Annotated in this window: 15 protein-coding genes; 8 read left to right on the forward strand and 7 right to left on the reverse strand. The window is 71.4% G+C overall.

Annotated features, from left to right (window positions below; all coding sequences use genetic code 11):
* Positions 1 to 26: 26 nt before the first annotated feature.
* On the reverse strand, positions 27 to 1,430 hold the full coding sequence (locus ABEA46_RS01610) for an Nramp family divalent metal transporter (RefSeq protein WP_345542572.1): 1,404 nt from the start codon (positions 1,428 to 1,430) through the stop codon (positions 27 to 29).
* Positions 1,431 to 1,587: 157 nt separating this feature from the next.
* Between ABEA46_RS01610 and ABEA46_RS01615 the strand changes: the two genes are divergently transcribed.
* Positions 1,588 to 2,241 carry a TrmH family RNA methyltransferase gene (locus ABEA46_RS01615; protein ID WP_345542573.1) on the forward strand — a complete coding sequence of 218 codons (654 nt, stop codon included), beginning with the start codon at positions 1,588 to 1,590 and terminating at the stop codon, positions 2,239 to 2,241.
* Between the two features lie 6 nt (positions 2,242 to 2,247).
* On the opposite strand, the gene ABEA46_RS01620 is transcribed toward ABEA46_RS01615, so the two are convergent.
* Positions 2,248 to 3,573, reverse strand: coding sequence for an MATE family efflux transporter (locus ABEA46_RS01620; protein WP_345542574.1), 1,326 nt, complete (start codon positions 3,571 to 3,573; stop codon positions 2,248 to 2,250).
* Between the two features lie 141 nt (positions 3,574 to 3,714).
* Here ABEA46_RS01620 and ABEA46_RS01625 point away from each other — a divergent pair, with 141 nt between their 5' ends.
* From ABEA46_RS01625 to ABEA46_RS01635, 3 genes are all read left to right on the forward strand, one after another.
* Positions 3,715 to 5,697 (forward strand): M13 family metallopeptidase, encoded by a 1,983-nt coding sequence (locus tag ABEA46_RS01625; protein WP_345542575.1) that lies wholly within the window; start codon positions 3,715 to 3,717, stop codon positions 5,695 to 5,697.
* A gap of 86 nt (positions 5,698 to 5,783) precedes the next feature.
* Positions 5,784 to 6,695: a serine hydrolase gene (locus ABEA46_RS01630; protein ID WP_345542577.1), complete on the forward strand. Its 912-nt coding sequence runs from the start codon at positions 5,784 to 5,786 to the stop codon at positions 6,693 to 6,695.
* 48 nt (positions 6,696 to 6,743) lie between these two features.
* Positions 6,744 to 7,751 carry an NAD(P)-dependent alcohol dehydrogenase gene (locus tag ABEA46_RS01635; RefSeq protein ID WP_345542578.1) on the forward strand — a complete coding sequence of 336 codons (1,008 nt, stop codon included), beginning with the start codon at positions 6,744 to 6,746 and terminating at the stop codon, positions 7,749 to 7,751.
* 79 nt (positions 7,752 to 7,830) lie between these two features.
* Here ABEA46_RS01635 and purU read toward each other — a convergent pair whose 3' ends face one another.
* Complete coding sequence (gene purU, locus ABEA46_RS01640) at positions 7,831 to 8,703, reverse strand: formyltetrahydrofolate deformylase (protein ID WP_345542579.1); 873 nt, start codon at positions 8,701 to 8,703, stop codon at positions 7,831 to 7,833.
* A gap of 158 nt (positions 8,704 to 8,861) precedes the next feature.
* On the opposite strand from purU, the gene ABEA46_RS01645 reads away from it, so the two are divergent.
* Positions 8,862 to 11,282 (forward strand): LuxR C-terminal-related transcriptional regulator, encoded by a 2,421-nt coding sequence (locus ABEA46_RS01645; protein ID WP_345542580.1) that lies wholly within the window; start codon positions 8,862 to 8,864, stop codon positions 11,280 to 11,282.
* Positions 11,283 to 11,295: 13 nt separating this feature from the next.
* Here the strand turns inward: ABEA46_RS01645 and ABEA46_RS01650 are convergent, their stop codons facing one another.
* The gene (locus ABEA46_RS01650; protein WP_345542581.1) at positions 11,296 to 11,679 is read right to left on the reverse strand and encodes a MerR family transcriptional regulator; all 384 of its coding nucleotides are present in this window, start codon (positions 11,677 to 11,679) and stop codon (positions 11,296 to 11,298) included.
* A 78-nt stretch (positions 11,680 to 11,757) separates the two neighbouring features.
* On the opposite strand from ABEA46_RS01650, the gene ABEA46_RS01655 reads away from it, so the two are divergent.
* On the forward strand, positions 11,758 to 12,966 hold the full coding sequence (locus tag ABEA46_RS01655) for an MFS transporter (RefSeq protein WP_345542582.1): 1,209 nt from the start codon (positions 11,758 to 11,760) through the stop codon (positions 12,964 to 12,966).
* Between the two features lie 46 nt (positions 12,967 to 13,012).
* Here the strand turns inward: ABEA46_RS01655 and ABEA46_RS01660 are convergent, their stop codons facing one another.
* Positions 13,013 to 14,617, reverse strand: a complete 1,605-nt coding sequence (locus tag ABEA46_RS01660; protein WP_345542583.1) for a peptide MFS transporter — start codon at positions 14,615 to 14,617, stop codon at positions 13,013 to 13,015.
* Positions 14,618 to 14,733: 116 nt separating this feature from the next.
* Here ABEA46_RS01660 and ABEA46_RS01665 point away from each other — a divergent pair, with 116 nt between their 5' ends.
* A complete protein-coding gene (locus tag ABEA46_RS01665) occupies positions 14,734 to 15,993 on the forward strand; it encodes an FAD-dependent oxidoreductase (protein ID WP_345542584.1) in 1,260 nt (419 codons plus the stop codon).
* Positions 15,994 to 16,001: 8 nt separating this feature from the next.
* Here the strand turns inward: ABEA46_RS01665 and ABEA46_RS01670 are convergent, their stop codons facing one another.
* A complete protein-coding gene (locus ABEA46_RS01670; protein WP_345542745.1) occupies positions 16,002 to 17,402 on the reverse strand; it encodes an MFS transporter in 1,401 nt (466 codons plus the stop codon).
* Between the two features lie 122 nt (positions 17,403 to 17,524).
* Between ABEA46_RS01670 and ABEA46_RS01675 the strand changes: the two genes are divergently transcribed.
* A complete protein-coding gene (locus ABEA46_RS01675) occupies positions 17,525 to 18,238 on the forward strand; it encodes a GNAT family N-acetyltransferase (protein WP_345542585.1) in 714 nt (237 codons plus the stop codon).
* 103 nt (positions 18,239 to 18,341) lie between these two features.
* Here ABEA46_RS01675 and ABEA46_RS01680 read toward each other — a convergent pair whose 3' ends face one another.
* Positions 18,342 to 24,524 (reverse strand): S8 family serine peptidase, encoded by a 6,183-nt coding sequence (locus tag ABEA46_RS01680; RefSeq protein WP_345542587.1) that lies wholly within the window; start codon positions 24,522 to 24,524, stop codon positions 18,342 to 18,344.
* Positions 24,525 to 24,527 lie beyond the last annotated feature (3 nt).

The following is a 24,527-nucleotide window of genomic DNA, read 5'->3' on the forward strand; positions in this document are numbered from 1 at the left end:
AGGCTACCCGCGGGGTCCTCAGCCGGTCAGGCGCCCGTGAGCAGCAGCCACAGCAGCACGCCGTTGAGCGCGATGAGGAAGACGGATGCCGCCACGCCCGCGATCGTCGTCCACACACGGTTGCGGAACGCGCCGAGCACCTCGCGGTCCGCCGTCAGTGCGACCAGCGGCACGAGGGCGAACGGGATGCCGAACGACAGCACCACCTGACTCAGCACGAGGGCGAGCGTGGGATCGAACCCCAGTGCCAGGATCACGAGCGCCGGGATCAGCGTCACGAGCCGCCGCGCGATCAGCGGCACACGGATGTGCAGCAGGCCGTGCATGATCTCGGCGCCCGCGTACGCTCCGACCGACGTGCTCGCCAGGCCGCTCGCGAGCAGTCCCACCGCGAACAGCGTGGCCACGAGGGGGCCGAGGCCCGCGTACAGCGCGGCGTAGGCGCCTTCGAGCGAGTCCGTTCCCGGCACGCCGGCGAGGTTCGCCGCCGCCAGCAGCAGGATGCACAGGTTCACGGTGCCGGCGATGAGCATGGCGATCGACACGTCCCACTTGGTCGCGCGCAGCAGACGCCAGGTCGGGATGCCGCGCAGCTCGTCGAGCGACCGGTCGGGCGTGCTGCGGTCGCTGAGCGGATGCGCAGCTGTCGGGTCGGCCTCACGGACTTCGCGGAATCGCACGGGCTTCGATGCTGCGGCTTTCGCGTGAATCTGCGAAGTCCGTGAGCCGCCGGTCGGGGCGAAGCGGTCGCGCGCCAGGGCGCTGTGCGCGTAGATCGCGTGCGGCATGATCGTCGCACCGAGGATCGAGGCGGCCAGCAGCACCGAGCCGGTGTCTTCGAACCGCGGCACGAGCCCGCTCATCACGCCCGCGGCGTCGGGCGGCGCGACCAGCACGCCGAACGAGAAGCCGAGGGCGATGATCGCCAGCAGCCCGATGACCGCGAACTCGAACGTGCGCGGGCCGCGGCGCGACTGGATGAGCAGCAGCGCGATCGACACGGCGCCGGTGATCGCACCGCCCCAGACCAGCGGCACGCCGAACAGCAGATTGAGGGCGACGGCGCCGCCGATCACCTCGGCGATGTCGGTGGCCATCGCGACGAGCTCGGCCTGCAGCCAGTACGCCCGGCGGGCCCACGGGTTGCGGATGCGGGCGCCGAGGGTCTCGGGCAGGCTCCGCCCCGTGACGATCCCGAGCTTGGCCGAGAGGTACTGGATGAGCCACGCCATGACGTTGGCGAGCACCACGACCCACACCAGCAGATACCCGTAGCGGGCGCCCGCCGTCATGTTGCTGGCGACGTTGCCGGGGTCGAGGTAGGCGACGCCGGCGACGAGCGCGGGGCCGATCAGCCACGCGGCGCGGGGCAGGCTCGGGGAACGCGGTGCGGCGGTGGCGGCATCCGGAGCCGTCGCTGTTTTCGGCATACCGAAAACGTACCCTGTTTTCGGTGCGCCGAAAAGACGGCGCGGCGAGCTCGCCGTCGAGCTTTCAGGAAGAACCGCGACGGCACGCCGGTGCGTGGGGGACGAGTGACGCCTCTTCCTGAATCCTCGGCGCGCGCGGGGCGATTAGCCTGGGCCGGTGACGTCACCCGACCGGCCCGCGCCGCACGCGGAACAGCCCGAGCCCACGCTGCCGGTGGGAGTCGGGCCATGGCCCGGGGGGCCCGAGGCGTGGCCCGATGACCCGCGCTTCGACCGCGAGCTGCTCGCGCACGGCGATGCCCGCAACGTCGTCGACGGTTACCGGTACTGGACGATGGACGCCATCGTCGCCGACCTCGACGAGCGCCGGCACGGCTTCCACGTCGCGATCGAGAACTGGCAGCACGACATGAACATCGGCTCGATCGTGCGCAGCGCCAACGCGTTCCTCGCGGCCGAGGTGCACATCATCGGCAAGCGCCGCTGGAACCGCCGCGGTGCGATGGTCACCGATCGCTATCAGCACGTGCGGCACCACGAGACCGTCGAGGCCTTCGCGGAGTGGGCGGCTGCGGCATCCCTCCCGGTCATCGCGATCGACAACGTCGACGGTTCGGTGGCGCTGCCGGCGGCCGACCTGCCCCAGGCGTGCGTGCTGCTGTTCGGGCAGGAAGGTCCGGGGCTCTCGCCCGAGGCGCTGGCAGCGGCATCCACCACCGTCGAGATCGAGCAGTACGGCTCGACACGCTCCATCAATGCGAGCGCGGCCGCCGCCGTCGTGATGTACGAGTGGTGCCGCCGCTGGGCATGAGCCGCCTCAGGCGCCGACGGTCATCCAGGTCGAGCCGCGCACCCGCCAGCCGAGGGTGAGCAGGCGCGCCAGCATGTAGACGCCGAAGAACGCGACCGCGAGCCATGCGAGTCCGGCCGCTCCTGTCGGCTGCACCATCGCGATGATCACGAGCGCCGGCACGAACGGCACCAGGTTCAGCACCCCCACGATCGCGAGGTACCGGGCGTCGCCGGCGCCGATGAGCACGCCGTCGAGCACGAAGACCACGCCGCACACCGGCTGCGCGATCGCCAGCACGATGAGCGCGGGCTGCACGAGGGCGGCGATCGCGGCATCCCCGGTGAAGAGCAGTCCGATCACGCCCGACAGGACGCCGATCAGGACCCCGGTGATGATGCCGAACCACGCGCCCCAGGCCACGGTGCGGCCGAGCACGCGGCGTACCGTGTGCGGATCCTCGGCGCCGAGCCCCTTGCCGACGAGCGCCTGCGCGGCGATCGCGAGGGCGTCGAGCGCGAATGCGGCGGTCGAGAAGATCGTGAACGCCACCTGCCAGCCGGCCAGCTCGTCCGTCCCGAGACCGGTCGCCACGCCCACCGTCGCGAGCAGGGCCACGCGCAGCGACACCGTGCGCAGGAACAGCCAGCCGCCCGACCTCGCTGAGCCGCGCACCCCGTCGCGCTGGGGACGCACGGATGCCTCATGCCGCCGTGCGAGCCGGCCGACGACGACCACGTACGCGGCCACCATGCCCCACTGCGCCACGACGGTGCCGAACGCGGAGCCCGCGATGCCCCAGCCGAAGCCGTAGATGAACAACCAGTTCAGGAGCGCGTTGGCGCCGAAGCCGAGGCCGGCGATCCACAGCGGCGTCACGGTGTCCTGCATGCCGCGCAGCAGTCCCGTCGCCGCGAACACGACGAGCATCGCAGGCAGCCCCCACATCGAGATGCCGAGGTAGATCTCGGCCTGCTCGGCGACCTCCGCCGGCGCGCCGAACAGCGTCACCAGGAACGGCGTCGCGAGGTAGCCCACCACCGCCAGCACCGCACCGAGGCCGAGGGCGAGCCACATTCCGTCGATGCCCACCGACACCGCGCGTGACGGGTCGCCGGCGCCGAACCGGCGGGCGGCGGCGGGTGTCGTCGAGTAGGCGAGGAACACCATGAGCCCGACGATCGTCTGCAGCACGGCCGACGCGATCCCGAGGCCCGCCAGCGGCACGACGCCCAGGTGGCCGACCAGCGCAGAGTCGACGATGAGGAACAGCGGCTCGGCGATCAGCGCGCCGAGCGCAGGCACGGCGAGCCGCAGGATGTCGCGGTTCAAGGTGTCGCGGGCGCTCGTCACCCTCCGAGCCTAGGGCGAGCCGCCGACGCCCCGAGCGCGCCACCGGCGCACGGCCGGCCCCTCAGGGGCGACGGGTAACGACCCCGCTACGGTGTCGGCCCACGGCTTCCCGTGCTCGGCCGGGCGGCTAACCTGGAACGCATGACCGACGCCCCCCGCTCCGGTCTCGCGCTCGAGGAACTCAGCGCCGAGATCCGCCCTCAGGATGATCTGTTCCGCCACGTCAACGGCTCGTGGATCGAACGGACCGAGATCCCCGAAGACAAGGCGCGCTGGGGGTCGTTCCACCTGATCGCGGAGCAGGCCGAGAAGGACGTCCACGCGATCGTCGAGGAGTCGCAGCAGGCCGACGAGGGCACCGAGGCGCGCAAGATCGGCGACCTCTACACGAGCTTCATGGACACCGAGCGCATCGAGGCGCAGGGTGCGGCTCCGCTGGGCGACACGCTGGCCCGCGTCGACGCCGTCGCCGACATCCCGGGCTTCCTCCGCACGATCGGCGAGCTCGAGCGCGACGGCGTCGCCGCGCTGATCCACCTCTACATCGAGCCCGACCCGGGCAACCCGCAGCGCTACGTGCCGTTCTTCCTGCAGGGCGGGCTGTCGCTCCCCGACGAGAGCTACTACCGGCTCGAGAACTTCCAGGAGACGCGCATCGCGTTCCGCACGCACGTGCACCGCATCCTGGAGCTCGCCGGAGTGGCCGAGCCCGAGGCATCCGCGGACCGCATCGTGGCGCTGGAGACCGAGCTCGCGACGCACCACTGGGACAACGTGACCAGCCGCGACGCCGTCAAGACGTACAACCTCAAGACGTGGGACGAGGTGCAGGCGCTCGTGGGCGTCGACCTCACGCCGTGGCGCGACGGCGTCGCCCCCGAGCACGCCGAGGCGTTCGCCGAGATCAACGTCTACCAGCCGAGCTTCTTCGAGGGCCTGGGCGCGCTGCTGGTCGAGGACCGCCTCGAGGACTGGAAGGCGTGGCTGCGGTTCGCCGCCGTGCACTCGGCGGCGCCGTTCCTGTCGGACGAGTTCGTGAACGAGAACTTCGGGTTCTACGGCACGCAGCTCACCGGCGTGCCGGTCAACCGTGAGCGCTGGAAGCGCGGCGTGAGCCTCAGCGAGGCGGCGATGGGCGAGGCCATCGGCCGCGTCTACGTCGACCGCCACTTCCCGCCGGCCGCAAAGGTCGCGATGGACGAGCTCGTCGGCAACCTCATCGAGGCGTACCGCCAGTCCATCACCGACCTGGAGTGGATGAGCCCCGAGACCCGAGAGCGCGCGCTCGCCAAGCTCGACGCGTTCACGCCGAAGATCGGGTACCCCGAGAAGTGGAAGGACTACACCACGCTCGAGATCGACGCCGAGGACGTCGTCGGCAACGTGCGCCGTGCGCACGTGTGGGAGCACGACCGCCAGCTCGCCAAGGTCGGTCAGCCGATCGACCGCGACGAGTGGTTCATGACGCCGCAGACCGTCAACGCGTACTACAACCCGCTGATGAACGAGATCGTGTTCCCCGCGGCGATCCTGCAGTACCCGTTCTTCGACGCCGACCGCGACGCGGCCGCGAACTACGGCGGCATCGGCGCGGTCATCGGCCACGAGATCGGACACGGCTTCGACGACCAGGGCAGCCGCTTCGACGGCGACGGGTCGCTGCGCGACTGGTGGACCGACGACGACCGTGCCGCGTTCGAGGAGCGCACCAAGAGCCTCATCGCGCAGTACGACGAGCTCGTGCCGCAGGGGCTGGCCGACGAGAACCACGTCAACGGGGCGCTCACCATCGGCGAGAACATCGGCGACCTCGGCGGCCTGGGCATCGCGATCCGCGCCTACGCCCTGTCGCTGGGCGCTGACGAGCAGGGCGAGCCGGTCGCGGCGCCCGAGCTCGACGGGTTCACCGGCATCCAGCGTCTGCTCCTCAGCTGGGGGCAGATCTGGCAGCAGAAGGGCCGGGATGCCGAGACCATCCGCCTGCTGACGATCGACCCGCATTCGCCGAACGAGTTCCGGTGCAACCAGATCGTCCGCAACATCGGCGCGTTCTACGACGCATTCGGTGTCACCGAGTCGGATGCGCTCTGGCTCGACGAGGACCAGCGCGTCACCATCTGGTGACCGCAGACCCTCTACCCCCGGCGCCGCGCTCGAACGGGCGCCGCCACCGCATCACACCGAGACCTGGGGAAGGACGCTCCGTGGGCATGGAGCCCCGAAAGGACGCCGAGTCGCTGCGGGGGGCGCGACGAAGCACCGGAAAACGACTGCCGAAGCGAGCGGCGGTAGGCCGTCGTTCGTTCGCGTCGACGCTGAAGGCGCTCGACGACCTCGCCGCATCGGGCGCCAAGATCTCGGTGCGGATCACCGACCTCGACCGCGGCACCGCCGTGCTCTCGGGCGACGACTTCGTGACCCTGCCGGTTGCGGGTCTGGGCGTGGTGCCGCTGCTGATCGAGGTCGCGGCCGCCTTCGAGTCGGGGCGTCTCGAACCGCTCGAGATCATCGACCGGGCGAACTACGACGCGGTCGGCGTCGCCGGGGTGTGGCAGCACCTGAAGGCGCCGGCGCTGCCGTTGGTCGACCTCGCCGTGCTCACGGCATCGACCGGCGATGCACTGGCCGCCAATGCGCTGCTGGCGCGGGTGGGGCTGCCGGCGGTGCGCGCCCGGATCGAGCAGCTCGGCCTGTCACGGTCGGCGCTGCTCGACCGCTTCCGCGACGAGCGCGGGCCCGACGACGCCCCGCACTTCGCGCTGGGTTCGGCCCGTGAGCTCGCCGAGGTGTTCGCGGCCCTTGTCAACTCGCAGGTCGTCTCGCCCGGCGTGAGCGCGCAGGTCGCCGAGTGGCTGAGTCTCAACCACGACCTGTCGCTCGTCGCCTCCGCGACGGGCCTCGACCCGTTCTCGCACGAGAACGACGAGCACGGGCTGCTGTTCATCAACAAGACCGGCCGGGATGCCGGCATCCGGGTCGAAGCAGGTGTGCTCGCGGGTCCGCGCGCCGGCGTCTCGTACGCGCTCATCGTGTGCTTCGACGATCTGTCGATCTCGCACCGGCTGCGGGCACACGAGGCCTTCCGCATCCTCGGCACCGACCTCATGGAGTACGTGTTCTGATCCTGCGTCGTGTAGACACGTGATCACGACGCGAAGAGGAGTCTGCCCGTGGCCAACCGCACCGCCGTGATGCCGGAGCTTTCGAGGATCGAGATCGAAGAGCGGCCGGTGCCGCAGCTCGACCCGCGGCAGGCGCTGGTGCGCATCGAGTCCGTCGGGGTGTGCGGCTCCGACACCACGTACTTCACCGTCGGCTATATCGGCGACTGGGTGGTGAACGGCCCGATCGTGCTCGGACACGAGGTCGCGGGGACGGTGGTCGAGGTCGGCGCCGAGGTGACGCAGGTGAAGGTCGGCGACCGGGTCGCGATCGAGCCCGGCACGCCGTGCCGCGACTGTGAGGACTGCCTCGCCGGGAACTACCACCTGTGCGCGGATCTGGTGTTCCTGGCGACGCCCCCGTACGACGGGGCGCTGACGCAGTTCATGGCGATGGACGAGCGCAACCTGTTCCCGATGCCCGACGGCATGAGCTTCGACGAGGGCGCGATGCTCGAGCCGCTGTCGGTCGGCATCTGGGCGTGCCGCCGGGCGGGCATGCGGCCGGGCGACCGCGTGCTCGTGACCGGCGCAGGACCCGTCGGCGTGTTCGCCGCGCAGGTGGCGCGCGCGTTCGGAGCGTCGAGCGTCCGCGTGGCCGACATCTCGCCCTACCGCCTGGAGCTCGCCGCGTCGCTCGGCTTCGAGGTCGAGCAGGCGGGCGGCGGCAGCCACGAGCCGGAGTTCGATGTGCTGCTGGAGTGCTCCGGCGCCCCCACTGCGCTCGCGGACGGGCTGTGGCGGCTGCGCAACGGCGGCCGGGCGGCGATGGTCGGCATGCCCAAGCAGGCGGTGGAGCTGCCCCTGTCACGCCTGAACGTGCGCGAACTCACGGTGTCCCTCGTCAACCGCTACGCGCATACCTGGCCGACGGCCATGGCGCTGGTCGCGTCGGGACGAGTGGATGCCGCAGCCGTCGTCACCCATCACTTCCCGCTCGACGCCACCGCCGAAGCCCTCATGCTCGCCAGGACCGAGCCGAACTCGATGAAGGCGATCATCCACCCGCAGCGGTGATGGCGGTGCCTCATCCCCGCATCGAGCTGCCCGGTGGGCCGGCATACCCCGGTGTGTTCGACGACTCGATGCCGACGGGTCAGAAGATGATCGTGTGGTTGCCGTGCCGCAGCACGCGGTCCTGCGCGTGCCACAGCACGGCGCGCGAGAGCACCTGGCGCTCGACGTCGGCGCCGCGGCGGGCGAGCTCGGACGCCGAGTCTGCGTGGGTCACGCGCACCGTGTCCTGCTCGATGATCGGGCCCTCGTCGAGGTCGTCGGTGACGTAGTGCGAGGTCGCGCCGATCAGTTTGACGCCCCGTTCCTTGGCCTTCTTGTACGGCTCGGCGCCGATGAAGGCCGGCAGGAACGAGTGGTGGATGTTGATCACCGGCACACCCAGCTCGGCGAGGAAGTCGCCCGACAGGATCTGCATGTAGCGGGCCAGCACGACGAAGTCGACGTTGCCCTTGAGCAGCTCGAGGATCTTCGCCTCGGACGCCGACTTGTCGGGCCCCGGCACTCCCGGGACGTGGAAGAACGGCACGCCGAACGAGCGCACGTCCTCGGCCGAGGTGGTGTGGTTCGAGATCACCATCGGAACCGTCACCGGCAGATCGCCTCGGCGGTGCCGCCACAGCAGGTCGAGCAGGCAGTGGTCCTGCTTGGACGCGAGGATCGCCATGCGCTTGGGCACCGACTGGTCGGTCAGCGACCACTCCAGCTCGAATCCGCTGAGCGTCTGCGCGATCTCGGCCTCGATGAGCGGGCGGTCGGCGGCGAAGCCAGGCCGGTGGAACACCACCCGCTGGAAGTACGCGCCGCCCGTCGGGTCGTCGGAGTACTGGTCGAACGCGACGATGTTGCCGCCGATGCGTGTGATCATCGCCGACACCGCCGCGACGATTCCCGGCTGGTCGCTGCCGTGCACGATGAGGCAGACGTGATCGGGCTTGAGCTGTTCGGCGGCCATTGTTCGATTCTGCCCTGTCGCGACCGGCCTGGGTTGCGCAGGTGGCCTCCCATCGAGCGAACCGCTGTCGTACGCTGAGCGCATCGGGCAAATGCCCGATGTTCGACTGGGGTGAACCGGGTGCGGTCCGCGGGCCGCATCGTGCGGGGCGGTGACGCGTGGAGTTGCTGGGGCGTGAACGTGAGCAGTCGCGCCTGCGCGGCCTGCTCGACGACGGCCGCCGGTTCGTGGCGGTGACCGGGCGCCCCGGCGTCGGCAAGAGCGCGCTGCTGGCTTCGTTCTCACGGTCGCCGTCGCTGCTCGCGGACGCAGACGTGTGGCGGGTCGATCTCGACGGTGCCACGGCGACGTCCGGACTGTTCGCCGACGTCGCCGGACGTCTCGGCATCGGCGGGGGATCCTCGAGCGGGACCCCGCGAGTCCCGGCGGAGCGGCTGGCCCGCGTCGTGGGAGACAGTTCCCGCGTGCTCGTCCTCGATCATGCGGAGGAGGGCGTGTTCGACTCCGGCGAGGTCGAGATGCTGCTGGACCGTTGTCCGCGGCTGCGCATCGTCGTCGCTCACGCGACCTCGGTCGACGGCGTGGACGGCCAGGTCGCGCTGCTGCCGCTGGATGTGCCCGACGAGGGGGCGACCGTCGACGACGCGTCGACGAGCGCCGCGGTGCGGCTGTTCGTCGACCGGGCGACGCGCGGCGACGTGCGCTTCCGTCTCGACGAGCACACGGTCGACGACGTCGTGCGGATCTGCCGGCTGGTCGGCGGTCTGCCCCTGGCCCTTGAGCTCGCCGCCGCGCGCGTGCGCACGCTGTCGCTCCCGCGCCTGGCGCGCGAACTCGAGATGGGCGAAGAGGCGCTGGACCTGCTGAGCGCGCGGTCGGATGCGTCGCGCGGCGGAGTGCGTGAGGCTCTGGCGGGGACCGTCGGCGCGCTCGACGCACGAGACCGCACGCTGCTCGAGTCGCTCTCGAGCTTCGCGGGTCCGTTCGCATTCGCGTCCGCGACGGCCGTGAGCGGGCGCCCCGCCGGCGATGTCGCCGACGCGCTGGAGCGCCTGCAGGACCTGCGGCTGCTCGAGCCCGCCGGCGCGGTGCGCGATGAGCCGGTGTTCGCGATGCTGCCCATCCTGCGGCGGTTCATCGAGGAACGCGGCGTGCGGCCGGTCGTCCGTCATGCGTACCGCCGCCACCTCGGCGAGGTGCTCACCGACGCTGCGGCCGCGCAGGCGCGGGCCGACCGGCCCTCCGCCTGCGCGCTGGCGCACGTCCTGCGCCGAGATCTCGCCGCCGAGGCGGAGCGTCTCGTGGCCAGTGGCGACGAGGGTGCGGCGGACTGGCTCGTCGGCTGCGCGGCCGTCCTTGAGAGCGAGCCCGAGGGGGCGCTCGTCGGCGGGCAGCTGGAGCGCCTCATCGCGAGCGACGCCGTCGCGGTCCTGAGCCTCGCGCAGCAGGCGCGCGTCTGGCTGTGGTCCGCGTACGCGCTGGCGCTGACCCCTGACGGGGTCTCGCTCGCCGAGACCATCGACGAGCGCTGGCAGCGCGGCTTCGCTCTCGTGCCACAGGACGACGAGCCGGAGCTCGCACTGCAGGCGCTCATGATCTCGGTGCTCGTCGGCATCACGACCGGCGACCTGGGCGCCACGATGGCCTCCGCAGTCGAGGGGCGCCGCATCGCCGTCGCGCGGGCGCGCGCCACGTGGGCCGCCCGCTTCGACGTGTGGATCGCCGCGGGCCGGCACGCGACCGGTGATGTGGCGTCGGCGGTCGAGCTGGCGCTGGACGCTCTGCGTCATGCCGAGCGGGTCGCGGACCCGCAGTCGATCGTGACGGCATCCATCATCCTTCACACGGTGCCGCCGGGCAGCGTGCCCGCCGATGCCGCGGTGCCGACGCTCGCCGATGTGCTGCGCCTGGCCCACGACGAGCGAGACGCCGTGCGGGAGTGGTTCCTGCTCGGCGTGATGACGCGCGTCGAACTGGCCGCCGCGCGGCCCGGGGACGCCGCGCGCTGGTGCGCGCTCCGGCTGTCGGCCGGCGCTCAGCGGGGCTGGTCGTACCTGTCGGCGGTCTCGCTCATCCACACCGTCTTCATCGCGGTGGCGTTCGGCGACTTCGCCTTCGCCGGCCGCATCCTCGGGGCCGTCGAGGCCGACCGCGAGCGGGTGCTGCGTTCGATGGCGCCGGCCTCACGAGGAGAGCTCGAGCGGGCGCGGGTGCTCATCGCCGAGCGGCTCGGCGCGCGCCGCTCGGCGGCGGCGCTCGCCGGCGGGGGCATGATGTCGCTCGCCGAAGCGGCGGCCGAGGCGGTGCCGTGGCTGCGAGGCCACGCGTCGGCACCGGCTGTCGATTCCCACGAGGACGACGCGCTCACCGTCCGCGAGCACGAGGTGCTGGAGCTGCTCGCCGACGGACTGACCAACAAAGAGATCGCGGTCCGGCTGCACATCACCACGAAGACGACGATGCATCACACCGGATCGATCTACCGCAAGCTCGGGGTGCGCGGGCGGGCCGAGGCGACCGCCTACGCGTTCCGCCACGAACTGGTCGGACGTCCGCCGGAGGTCGATGCCGCGGTGTGACGAATGGATGCCGTCACGCCGCGGCCACGGCATCCACCAGGTCGCCGTGCTCGGTGAGCTGCAGGAACCGGGCGACCGCGTCGCGGCTGCGGGTCAGGCACGCGAGGCGCTCATCGAGCACGGCGAGCTCGGCGGCGAGCATCTCGGCGAGCTCGCGCGTGCACACCGGGGCGGCCGTGCGGCAGGCCGACTCGGCGTCCAGGACGACCTTCGCGAGGCGCGTGGTCAGCCCGGACTGCACGAGCCCGCGGGCGCGTGCTGCGCGCTCGACGTCGCTCTCGTCGTACGCGCGGTAGCCGTTCGCCGACCGTCCCGACGACAGCAGCCCCTGGCCTTCGTAGTAGCGCAGCATGCGCGTCGGGATGCCGGTGCGCTCCGACAGTTCGCCGATCTTCATGGGGTGCCGCCTCCTGTGTCGTCGCATATCGGCCGAAAGGTTGACATTGACATTGATGTCAAAGTTTAGCCTCGCTGCATGACCACGTCCACGGCCCCCGCCGCCGTCTCTTCGCCCCCCGCCGTCCGCTTGCCGCTCGGCGCGCTGCTGCTCCTCTCACTCGGGGTGTTCGTCACCGTGACCGCCGAGTCGCTGCCCGCCGGGCTCATGCCCGAGATGGCGGCCGACCTCGGGGTCGACCCGCTGCGGATCGGACTGCTGGTCTCGGTGTGGGCGGTCGTCGTGATCGCCACGAGCCTTCCGCTGGCCCGCGCCACCCGTCGGATCGACCGCCGCGTCGTGGTCGCTGCGGCGCTGGCCGTGTTCGCCCTGGCCAACGTCGCCACCGCCTTCGCGCCGAGCTACGAGTTCGCGTTCGGCACGCGGGTGGTCGCCGCCACCGCCCACGGGGTGTTCTGGGCGATCGTCATCGTCTACGCGTCGTCGCTGCTGGCCGGATCGCAGCTGGGCAAGGGGCTCGCGATCGTCACGGGTGGCGGCACGGCCGCGACAGTCCTGGGTCTTCCGGCCGCGACGGCGCTCGCGCAGGTGACGAGCTGGCGGCTCTCGTTCGCCGCGATGGGCATCGGGATGCTGGTGCTCGCCGCCGTCGTGCTGCGCCGGCTGCCGCGCTCGGTCGTGGAGCCACTGCCCGCGGGGGCACGCGCGCCGCTGCGACACGACCGCTCGATCCCAGCGCTGCTCGCCTTCGGGATCGCGGGGCTGCTCATCGGGCTCGCGCAGTTCCTGTCGTTCGTCTACATCCGCCCGTACCTGGCGGACGCCGCCGGAGTGGCCGACACGTGGGCGAGCGTCGTGCTGTTCGTCTTCGGGGCCGCGGGGATGGCGGGCGTCGCGGTCGCGGGGATCCTGGCCGACCGGTTCCCGCGTGCGGCGCTCACGGCGACCCTGGTCGTCTTCGCGCTGGCGTTCGCCGCGCTCGCGCTGTTCCCCGGGCGGATCGAGGTCGTGGTGATCGCGCTCGCGCTGTGGGGCGCGGCGACCGGCGCGGTCTTCCCGCTCATCCAGACGGCGCTCATGCGGGCGGCGTCGGACCGGCTGCGCGACCTCGCGAGCGCCGCGATCATCGTGCTGTTCAACGTCGGGATCGCTGCCGGCTCGTGGGCGGGCGGTCAGCTCACCGCCGCCTTCGGGCCCACGGCGAACCCCGCCGTGTCGGGTGTGGCCGTGCTGCTGGCCGCCGTGCTCACCGCGGTCGGCGCGGTGCTGGCATCACGGCGGCGGTGAAAGGGTGCCGGCGCCCGGGGCACCGGGCGCCGGCATCCATCCGTCGTCAGCGCACGCCGCGCATGAGCTTGAGCACCGGCTTCACCGACGCGAGCAGCGCGAGGCCGAGGACGATCGCGATACCGCCGAGGATCGTGAAGTACGGGATCTCGTTCTTCGGGTCGTAGAACTGCGCGAGCCAGCCGGCGATCGCGGTGCCGAGGGCGATCGACAGGAAGTACAGCGCCACCATCTGCGTGTGGAAGCGCTCCGGTGCGAGCTTCGTCGTCACCGAGAGGCCCGGGGGCGAGATGAACAGCTCGGCCACGGTGAACACGAACAGGATCAGCACGATCGCCAGCAGCGGCGTCGAGTTGGGAGCGCCGTTGGCCCACGGCAGGAACAGCAGGAACGCCACGCCCATGATCATCGCGCCGAGCGAGAACTTCACCGGGGCGGACGGAGCGCGATCGCCGAGCTTCGTCCAGATCACCGCGAAGACGCCCGACAGGATGATCACGAAGACCGGGTTGATCGAGTTGACCCACGGGATGGGCATCTCCCAGCCGAAGATCATCCGGTTGAGGCGCTCGTCGGAGTAGATCGTCAGCACCGTGAACTGCTGCTGATACAGCGACCAGAAGCCGACGTTCACGATGAACAGCGGAATGAAGCCGATCACGCGCGAGCGCGCGTCGCCGCTGATCTGGCGCGAGCCGATGATGACCGCGAAGTACGCGATCGCCGCCGCCAGAGTGACAAGGATCACCACGCCGGCGAGGTTGTCGGCGCGGATGACGCCGGTCAGCACGAGCACGACGATGAGGGCGAGCCCGGCGGCGGCGACGCCGATCATGAGACCGCGACGGTTCGCGGGGAGCGGGTTGGCGACGACGCGGGATGCCGCGGGCAGCTGCTTGCGGCCGAACGAGTACTGGATGAGCCCGAGGGCCATGCCGACGGCGGCGGCGGCGAAGCCCCAGTGGAAGCCGAGGCTGCTCTGCAGCGCACCCGTCACGATCGGGCCGAGGAACGCGCCGAGGTTGATGCCGAGGTAGAACAGCGAGAAGCCGGCGTCGCGCCGGGCGTCCTTCGGCGAGTACAGGGTGCCGACCACGGCTGTCGCATTCGCCTTGAGCCCGCCCGAGCCGACGGCCACGAGGACCAGGCCCACGCCGAGCCCCCACACGTTCGGCAGCAGCGCCAGCGCGATGTGCCCCGCCATGATGACCCACGCGCTGAAGAACAGCACGCGCTCCGAGCCGAGCAGGCGGTCGGCCACCCACGCGCCGAGGATCGTCGACAGGTACACGGTGCCGCCGTAGGCGCCGACGATGCCCGTCGCGGTGGCCTGGTCGATCCCGAGGCCGCCCTCGGCGACCGAGTAGTACATGTAGATGAGCAGGATGCCCTGCATGCCGTAGAAGCTGAACCGCTCCCACATCTCGACGCCGAAGATGTGCGCCAGTGCCCACGGCTGCCCGAAGAAGCGGGTGTCGTGGTCGGAGCCGTCGTCGGCGGCGAGCGACGTGGCGGCCGATGCCGCCGCGGCCGAGACCGGGGTCGCCGCCGCTACGGCGCCGTCGGGTGGGCCGACGGGGTCCTGCTCGGGCGCGCGCCCTGCCCCGGAGTCGCCCTCGTCACCCTGAAATCCCTGATCACGCCCGTCCATGCGTTCGCTCCCGTCGCCCCCCGGATGACGTCAGGCTAGCGACGACCCGCAGCTGCGCGATAGCCCCCGCGCCGCGTCGGCGGTTCGCGGGCGCACGCCGGGAGTACGGTGCGGGAATGCGGATCGGCATCATCGGCGGAGGGGCGGCGGGCCTGTCGACGGCGTGGCTGCTGGAGCAGCATCACGACGTCACGCTGTTCGAGAAGGACGATCGCCTCGGCGGTCATGCGCACACGATCGACATCGAGGTGGCCGGGCGCACGCTCAGCGTCGACGCCGGGTTCCAGTTCTTCGCGCGCACCGCCGCGTACGCGACGTTCACCCGGCTGCTCGACGCGCTCGATGTGCCGCGCACCTCCTACCCCGCGACGCTCACCATCGCCCGCGACGACGGCTCCCGGCCCGTCGCGATGCCGCCGGTGCGGGGGTGGCGCCCCGTGTGGGCCTCGCTCACGCCGCGTGCGATCGTCGACATGCTGCGCTTCCGGTCGTTCGTGTCGGGCATCCCGGTCTTCCTCGCCGCGCACGACACCACGATGACGATCTCGGAGTACGTCGAGCGGCGCCGGCTGCCGAGGCGGTTCGTCGACGAGTTCCTCTTTCCGCTGCTGCTCGCGTTCTGGTGCGTCGACCTCGCCGACTTCCGCGGGTTCGCGGCGTACAACGCCCTGTACTACCTGGGGGCCAACCTGCCGAAGGGCATCACACCGCCGGAGCAGAGCGAGATCCCCGGCGGCCTGCGCGTCTACGTCGACGCCCTGGTCGCCTCCCTGCAGCGCGCGAGCCTGCACGCGGGCGCACCGGTCGACTCCGTGACCCGGGACCCTGACGGCTCGTTGAGGGTCACGGCGGCAGGGGAGCGGCATCGCTTCGACCATGTCGTGTTCGCGTGCGACGCGAGCGCGGCGCACGACCTGCTCGCGGGGGTGCCCGAGACCGCCGCGATGCGTGCCCAGCTCGCCCGCTTCGGCTACTTCGACACCACGATCGCGATCCACGGCGACACCCGGCTCATGCCGCGCGACCGGTCTGCGTGGTCGGTCGTCAACGTGCGCACCGACGGCGCGCACAGCCAGCTGTCGATCTGGAGCCCCGGCCGCGGCATCCCGGTCTTCAAGAGCTGGGTGACCTACGACGCCGAGCTTCCGCAGCCGCTGTACGCGACCGCGACGTACCGGCACGGACTCATCGACACGGCGTACTTCGACGCGCAGCGACGCCTGCGGCCGCTGCAGGGAGCGCACGGCATCTCGCTCGCAGGGCTGTACACCGCCGACGCCGACTCGCACGAGAGCGCGATCCTGTCGGCGGTCGCCGTCGCCGAGCGCCTGGCGCCCGATTCGGCACGACTCGCGCTGCTGAGGCCGGGCGGCTGACGGGACGGTCACTCCGGGAGCGAGGGATGCCGCTCCTGGGGCGCATGCCGGCGCGGGATGAACAGCGCCACCACCAGCGCGATGACCGCCGCGGCGCCGCCGAGCAGGAACGACAGCTGGAACGCCGAGGGGCCAGGCACGGGGGTGCCGTCGAGGTCGACCACGAAGGTCGCGAGCACCGCGCCGACGACGGCGGCCGCCGTGCTCGTGCCGAGCGAGCGGAACAGCGCGTTCAGGCCGTTCGAGGCGCCGGTCTCGGACTGCGGCACCGAGCGCATGATGAGCATCGGCATGGCGGCGTAGCCGAAGCCGATGCCGAACCCGATGCCGATGTTGGCCAGGAGGATCTGCCACACCTCGCTCGCGAACACGAGCGTGAAGCCGTACGTGACGACGAGGGCGATCGCGCCGAGCACGAGCAGCAGCTTGGGGCCGACCGTGCGGGCGAGCCGGCCCGAGAAGGGCGAGAGCACCATCATGACCAGGCCCGCGGGCATCACGACGAGGCTCGCGGCGACGAGCGACAGTCCGAAGCCGCCCACCGAGACCGGCAGCTCGAGCAGCTGCGGGTACATGACGTTCGACGCGAACAGCGAGAATCCGAATGCGATCGACGCGAGGTTGGTGAGCAGCACCGGGCGACGCGCGGCGACCCGCAGATCCAGGAGCGGGTCGCTCGTGCGCAGCTCGTACCAGCCCCACACCAGCAGCACGGCGATGCCGCCGAGGCCGCACACGAGCACCGCGGGCGAGCCCCAGCCCCACTCGTTGCCGCGCGAGACCGCCAGCAGCACCCCGATGAGGCCGATCGCGAGGCCGGCGGTGCCGAGGTAGTCGAACCGGCCGCCGGTGCGCAGCGCGCTGACCGGCACGATCCACAGCACGAGCGCGAACACGATGACGCCGAGCGCGGCGGCGACCCAGAACAGCACATGCCAGTCGCTGCGCTCAGTGATGAGCGCGCTGATCGGGAGCCCCAGGGCGCCGCCGACGCCGAGCGTGGCGCTGATGAGCGCGATGGCGCCGTCGACGCGGTCCTCGTGCAGCACGTCGCGCAGGATCGAGATGCCGAGCGGGATCACGCCGGTCACGGCGCCCTGCAGGGTGCGCCCGATGATCACGCCCACGATGCCGGGGGATGCCGCGGCGATGACGGAGCCGACCACCATGACCGCCAGCAGCACGAGCACGATGCGCCGCTTGCCGTACATGTCGCCCAGGCGGCCGGCGATCGGCGTCATGACGGCCGCGGCCAGCAGGGTGGACGTCACGACCCAGGCGGTGTCTTCGCGGCTGGCGTTCAGCAGCTCGGGGAGCTTCGACTGGATCGGCACGACCAGCGTGAACATGAACGACGAGGCGAGTCCGGCGATCGCGAGCACCGCCACGATGGCGCCCTGGCGGGGCATCCGGGTCAGTCGTCTTCTCTCGTCGTCCTCACCCGCGCCCATCCCTTCAGGCTATCGGCGCTCGCAGACACCGGCTCCGGCGGCGCCTCGCGGGTGGACACCGGCGGGTGCACACTGGAGGCATGGCCGAGACCGCCACGCCGCCCGGCGTCGACATCCGCCCGCTCGACACGGTCGGCGAGGTCCACCGCGCGTCGGTGGTGCTCGCCGAAGTGTGGGGCGGCGACCGGGGCGGCATGCCGCCGAACCTGCTGCGCGCGCTCGCGCACTCCGGCAATTACGCGGTGGGCCTGTACGACGGGGAGAACATGGTCGGGGCATCCGTCGCGTTCTTCGCGGCCCCCGCCACCCGCTCGATGCACAGCCACATCACCGGCGTGCTGCCGTCGCACCAGTCGCACGGACTCGGACGCCTGCTCAAGCAGCACCAGCGCGAGTGGGCCCTGGCGCGCGAGGTGGGGCACATCACGTGGACCTTCGACCCGCTCGTCGCGCGCAACGCGCACTTCAACCTGCGCGTGCTCGGCACGCGCGCGACCGAGTACCTCGTGAACCACTACGGGCCGATGGACGACGGCGTCAACCGCGGCGACGAGACCGACCGCATCATGGTGTCGTGGGCGCTCGCCGCGCCGCCGGTGCCCACGCCCGGGACCGAACGCGTGGTCGCGTCGGTCGCGGTCCCGCACGACATCGAGGCGCTGCGCCGGGATTCCCCGGTGGATGCCGCCGCCTGGCGCGTGCGCGTGCGCGACGAGCTCGTGGCGCACCTGGCCGAGGGCCTCGTGATCGGCGGCTTCGACGACGACCGCGGGTACCTGCTCGTACAGCCCTGATCCGCGGCTCCCGGCTGCCCGATCATCACGATCGCGACGCGGGAGCTCCCCCGGTCGATCGACGACCGGGGGAGCTCCCGCGCGGGCCTGCAGGGCCACGAGGTCAGAGGCGCGGATCCTCCTGGACCTTCAGGGCGTTGATGATCGGGTCCCGCTCACCGATCTCACCTCGGAACTCGACGGTGAGGTCGCCGCCGGGATGCTCGACCGTGGCGGTCTGCACGTCGGCCGTCAGCCCGCCCACCGTGCCTGCGACATCGTGATCGTGGAGGACGGGGTTCCCGTCGACCAGCACGTCGAACGCCCGCTTCCCGGCCTTCACCTTGTCGATCTCGGCCAGGTACAGCCCGATCCGGTACGTTCCCGCGGGTGCATCCCGGAACACGTAGCTGAACGTCTTGCCGGTCCGCTGGGTGCGCAACAGCCCGTCGTCCTCGGTGCCGGCGATGTCGGCCGCGGTGGAGCTCTTGGTGCCGCCGATGTAGCCCCACGCCGCGGAGCCCAGCTCGCGGTCGGGCGACCAGACGAAGCCGTCCGCGCCGTCGAACCCGGATCCGCCGGCGTCGACGCCCTGCCAGTATGCCGAGGTCGCCAGCTGCGCCGTCAGGAACGGGGACGTGTCCTTGCCGGCGTCCGACGCGACGAGCACGTCGCCGACCAGCACGCCCGGTTCGATCCCGGCGTTGTCGACCTTCGCCGTGACCGTGGTGGACTCGCCGACCGCGAGGCGGACAGTGCCGGCCGCGGCCGCGCCGGTGAGCGTCAGCCACGGCAGGTCGGCGGCCTCGTGCCCGCCATCCTCCGTGCGCCGCTGCTCGCTCAGCTGGACGTCGAGCGGGGCGGTGCCCGTGTTCGTGACGGTCATCTCCGCCGACGCCGTCTGCCCCTGGCCCAGGAACCAGTCGAGCGCTCCTGCGGTGACCGTCGCGACGCCGGTGGCCAGCGCGGTGTCGAGCACCTCGGCCTGGTCCTTCGCGGCGATGGTCACCGGCTTGCTCACGGCGATGTAGTCCGGCGCCGAGACCTGCACGGTGTTCTCGCCGACGAGCGCCTGAGCCTTCCACCGGCCCAGCTCGTCGGCCGTGATGACACGGTCCCCGGCCGGCCCGGTCAGCGTGACGATCGCGCCGGGGATCGGCGCGCCGTCGTTCGCGTCGGTGACCGTGCCCTCGATCGTGCCCGATGCCGGGAGGGTGTACTCCAGCCCGAGTCCAGCCGTCAGCGCCGTCTCGTCGAACGAGTACTGGCTCGCCGGATTGCGGGTCAGGCTCTCGATGCCGACCGTCGCCGACGACCCCCGGGTGAGGGGGTTGTCGCCGCCGACGCCGTCGCCGTACCCGATCTGGATGCGGCCGTCCGCGATGAGGGTCACCGAGAAGCTCACCCGCGCGGTGCGGTCGCTGTAGAAGGTGGCGTTCCGCCACTCGATGACCTCCGCGGCCATCCCGTCCACCTCGGTCTGACCGAAGTAGATGCCTGCCTCGTCATCGACGATCAGGTCGTCCCACAGCGGATAGACGGCGTCGACCGGGCTCCGCGACGGCAGTGCCGTGTTGTTTCCGGCGGTGCTCGCCCGGTCGAAGACGAGAGCGCCGTTCGTCGTCACGCACACGCCGTCCCAGGCCGTGTCGTAGAACGGGAACACGAAGCTCGTGTCGAACCACAGCGGGCCGCACAGGTCGTCGCCACGCCACCCGGAGTCCGTGGTGCCCTGCCGGTACAGGCCGTCGGTCACCTTCATCGAGTAGGAGCGACCGGCCGGAGCGACGGGCACGGGGCCCGGTTCCGGCTGCTCGGGCTCGGGCTCCGGTGCGACAGCGTCCCCGCGCGGGTCGCGCGTGACGCGCAGCGCCCCGATGCTCGGCGCCCGCAGGCCCTTCGCGCCCCGCAGCTCGACGGTGAGCGCACCGCCCTCGTGCTGCACGACGGCGGTGTGCCAGTCGGCGGCGTTCGGTCCCACCGCCGCGGCGGCGTCGTACGCGTACTGCGTCAGTGCGCCGTCGACGAGGACGTCGAACACCCGCTTGCCGGCGCCCGCCTTCTCGGTCTCTGCGAACCCGAGATCGACGGCGTAGGTGCCCTTCGGCGCGTCGGGGAACGTGTAGACGAGGTCCTTGCCCGACGTGGTGCGCTGGGTCTGGAACAGGGCGGCGTCCTCGGTGCCCGCGATCGGGCTGCGCGTGGACGTCGCCTTGTCCTTCCCCTGGAAGCCCCACGTGGCCTCGCCCGCGGCCTGGTCGGCCGACCACAGGAAGCCGGTCGCGTCGGTGACCGCGGCGCCGCCGGCGTTGACGCCCACCTGGTACGCCGTCGTGGTGAGCGTCACCGGGACGTAGGTCTTGGGCTGGCGTCCCGAGTCGGATCGCACGACGATGTTCGCGCCCAGCGTGCCGGGATCGACGCCCGACGCCGAGATCGCGACAGTGACCGTCGTCGACTCTCCCGGAGCGAGGGTGCCGCCGTACGACGAGAGCGACAGCCAGGGCAGGTCGACGATCAGGTCGTCCTCGACGTCGACGAGCATGACGTCGTCGGCCAGCTGATCCACGGCCCACAGCGCACCGGTCGCGTCAGTCTCGAGGCCGCCGCCCGCGCCCACCTTCTGGCCGGGGAACCACCACGCGTTGACGAGCGAGCAGTCGTCGGGGTCGACCTGCAGCAGACGCGTGGGCCGGTTCGACGTCAGGTCGGTGTACCAGATCGTGTTCGATGCCTGGTTGTAGGCGAGGCCCATGACCTCCGGGAGCGGCGGCGCGCAGAACGACAGGAGTGCGCCGGCGTTCTCGTGGGACGTGCCCGCGACAGTTCCGATCATGCCGTTGTACCGGCCGCCGACGTAGAACACGTCCGCAGCGGGGTTGTAGGCGAGCCCGGTGAGGGGCAACGTGGACCAGTCGCCCTTGATCTGACGCGTCTCGGCGCCGGTCTCCCGATCGAAGCAGTGGATGAAGCTGGCGGGGCTGTCCTCCATCTGGCACATGTCACCGGTCTCGGTGTCCAGCGCCATGTCGAACGCCCGGTAGTCGGGGTTCCAGGCGGCGTCGAACACCTTGCCGGTCGGCGTGCCCGTCACCGTGTAGGCGGTGTTGGTCCGCTTGACGTAGTCATGGACCCACACGTCGCCGTCGTACCCGACGCCCGAGGGCTCCTTCTCGGCGATGGTGCCCGGGATCTCGATCCGGGTGATGACGTCACCGCCCGCCGTCGCGCCGACCTGGGCGGCAGCCGTCTGCTCCGCGGCTGCGGACACCGTCAGCTCGCCGTCGACGTTCGACGCCGCGGGGTCTCCCGCACCCGTCCGCCATGCGGTGAGGTCGATCGTGCTGTCGGCGCCCGTCCCGATGCGGGTCGTGGCTCCGGCGGCGTCGAGCTCGGGATGGCGCTCGGCCTCGCCCAGCTGGTACGTGAGCGGTGCGGAGCCGTTGTTGGTCAGCGTCAGCGAGCCGACGCCGTTCTGGCCCGTACCCATCAGGGCGTCGAGGCCCTCGGCCTTCAGATCGGCGGCGCCGGTGGTCAGACGCGCGTCGATCGTCGCCTTCGCGTAGAGCTTGCCGAGTGTGAAGTCGTACGAACCCGTCACGTAGTTCGGCGCCTCGATCGTCATCGTGTAGTCGGCGACCGGAAGCTGACGGTGCACGATGCCCGTCCCGCCCGTGGTGACGGTCTCGACCAGGCCCTCGTCGTCGGTGAACGACACCTTGGCGCCGGCCACCGGCAGTCCGTCGTTCTTGTCGACGACGGTGGCGTCGAGGTAACCCCAGTCGGGCAGGTCGTACGTGACGATCATCCCGTCGTGGAGCACTGGTGAGTTGTCGGAGAACCGGATGCCGTCGACACCTGCCCAGCCCTGGATGCCGCTGGCGGCGCGCAACCCGCCGGTGACAGGGTTGTCGCCGCCGATGCCGTCGCCGTAGCCGAGGACGACCTTGCCCGAGCGGGTGAAGGCAGCCGAGAAGTTGACCTTCTCGTCGGTGTAGGCGGCACGGTCGGGCCACTCCCACAGGCGCACGTCGCGGTACTCGACCACGAATGCGTCCTCGCCGTCGACGGTGGCCGTGCCCGTGTACACGCCGCCATCGTCGAGGTTGACCGCCGTCTGCATCCAGAACGGGAAGACGCCGGCACCGCCCGTGCCCGGACCCGTCGAGGTGTCGGGGGAGATCACTCCGCGCAGACCGATGCCGAGCGTGTCGTGGGTGCCGTTGTAGAGCGCGATCGGGAACGGCAGCTTCACCGTCGCCCAGACGCCGCTCGTGAAGGCGACGCGGTCGGTGCCCCGCAGGAGCTCCCCCTCCGAGACGGCGCAGCTGTATCCGCCCTCGTCCACGACGAGCCCCACCGGGACCTCCAGCGCCTTGTTCTCGGCACCGACCTTCAGCGGGACGGAGGTGGGTGAGAAGCAGGCGTTGGGCGTGACGGAGAGGCCGTAGTCGCCCTCCGGCACGTCGGCGATCGCGAACTCGCCCTCGGCGTTCGTGCGGACTGGCTCGAGCGGGGTGTCCTTCACCGACACGTCGGCGTTCGAGACGGGGTGGCCGTCCTCGTCGACCACCGTGCCGCGGATGTCGTGGCGTGCGGCGGCCGAGAGCGGGAGGGCGGCCGAGGACTCCTCGCCGAGAGCGATCGAGACGTCGGCGGTCGCGGTCAGATACCCGAAGACCTTCGTGCTGAGCCGGTAGTCGCCGACGGGCAGGTTCACGGAGAACCGCCCGTCCGCACCCGTCCCGACGGAGCGGCTGAACGGGCCGCTGATGGTCACGTCCGCGCCGGCGACGGGCTGGCCGTCCGCGCTGACGACGCCGGTCAGGGTGCCGCCCTGGCGGGGTGCGAGCTCGAGCAGGCGGGGCAGATCGAGCCGGCCCTCGCCGTACATGTTGTTGAAGTCGGCGGTGCCGCCGCACGACGTGTCGTCGACATCGACAGCCGCCTCGCCGAGCAGCCGGCGGGTCTCCTCGACCTGCCCGATGAGCGTCGGGTCGTAGCTCCACAGGTCTGCGACCGCGCCGGCGACGTGCGGCGCCGCCATCGACGTGCCGGACATCTCGACGTACTGGTTGCCGGGGTAGGACGAGCGGACCGCCACCCCGGGAGCTGAGATCTCGGGTTTGATCTGGCCGCTCTCTCCTTCGCCCTTGCGCGAGAAGGATGCCAGGGCGCCGTTCACGTCGTACGCGCCGACGGAGTAGGCGCTCGGGGCCGAGCCCGGCGAAGAGACGGTGTCGCAGGCCGCGCCCGGTGAGGTGTTGCCCGACGACCAGACGCTGAAGATGCCGGCCGCCGTCCAGGCCTCGTCGACGGCGCGGAAGAAGCCGTCGAAGTTGTGCTCGGTGTCCTGGCCCCACGAGTTGTTGATGACGTGCGGACGCTTGGCCGGATCCGGGTTCCTGCCCTGCAGATCGGTCGGGGCCAGCAGCCACCAGCCCGATTCGAGCAGGGACTCGACGCCGGAGCTGTCGCAGCATCCGTTGGTCGCGATCCAGTTCGCGTCCGGGGCGACACCGACATGGTTGGTGCCGTCGTCGCCGACCATCGTGCCCATGGTGTGCGTGCCGTGGCCGTTGTCGTCGCAGGGCGCGTCCGAGCAGGTGCCGCGTGCGGCCATCCAGTTGTAGTCGTGGTCGAACGTGCCGTCCGGATTGGCGCCACGATACTTCGACACGAGTGCGGGATGGTCGAACTGCACTCCCGAGTCGAGGTTGGAGACAGTGATGCCGGCGCCGGTGGCGCCCATGGCCCAGGCCTCGGGAGCCCGGATGGCGTCCACGCCCCAGGCATCGACGCCCGCGCCGGTCGAGGCCGCGGCGTCGGGGCGGACTGCCTCATCCGTCGGCGTCTCCTCGTCGACGGGCGCGACGAGTGCGACCTGCGGCGACGCCTGGATCTCGGCGACCTGTCCGACCGACGCGAGATCGAGCGCGAGGTCCTGCGAGCCCCCCTTCACCAGCACGGCGTTGACGAGCGGGTACGAGGTGTACTTCACGCCGGCCGCGTCGAGTTCGGCGGCGATGGCCGCCTCGGAGGCCTTCGCCGACTTCTTGAGCGCGTCGTAGACGAACTGACCGCGCTCGCCCCAATCGCTGATGTCCCTCGCCGGCGCGAGGTCGGCGTCGGTGGTGAACGTGATCCAGAAGTCCGCGACCGGGTCTTCGTGGAAGCGGTCCTTCAGATCGCTCGTGATCTTGGCGTCGGGCGGGCCGCTGTCGGGCGCGGCTGCCGCTGGGAGGGGCGCACCCATGCCCAGGCCGGCCGTGACGGCCAGTGACGTGAGGATGGCGGTGAGTCGCATGGG

It is taken from the genome of Microbacterium jejuense (assembly GCF_039544225.1).
GTDB lineage: Bacteria > Actinomycetota > Actinomycetes > Actinomycetales > Microbacteriaceae > Microbacterium > Microbacterium jejuense.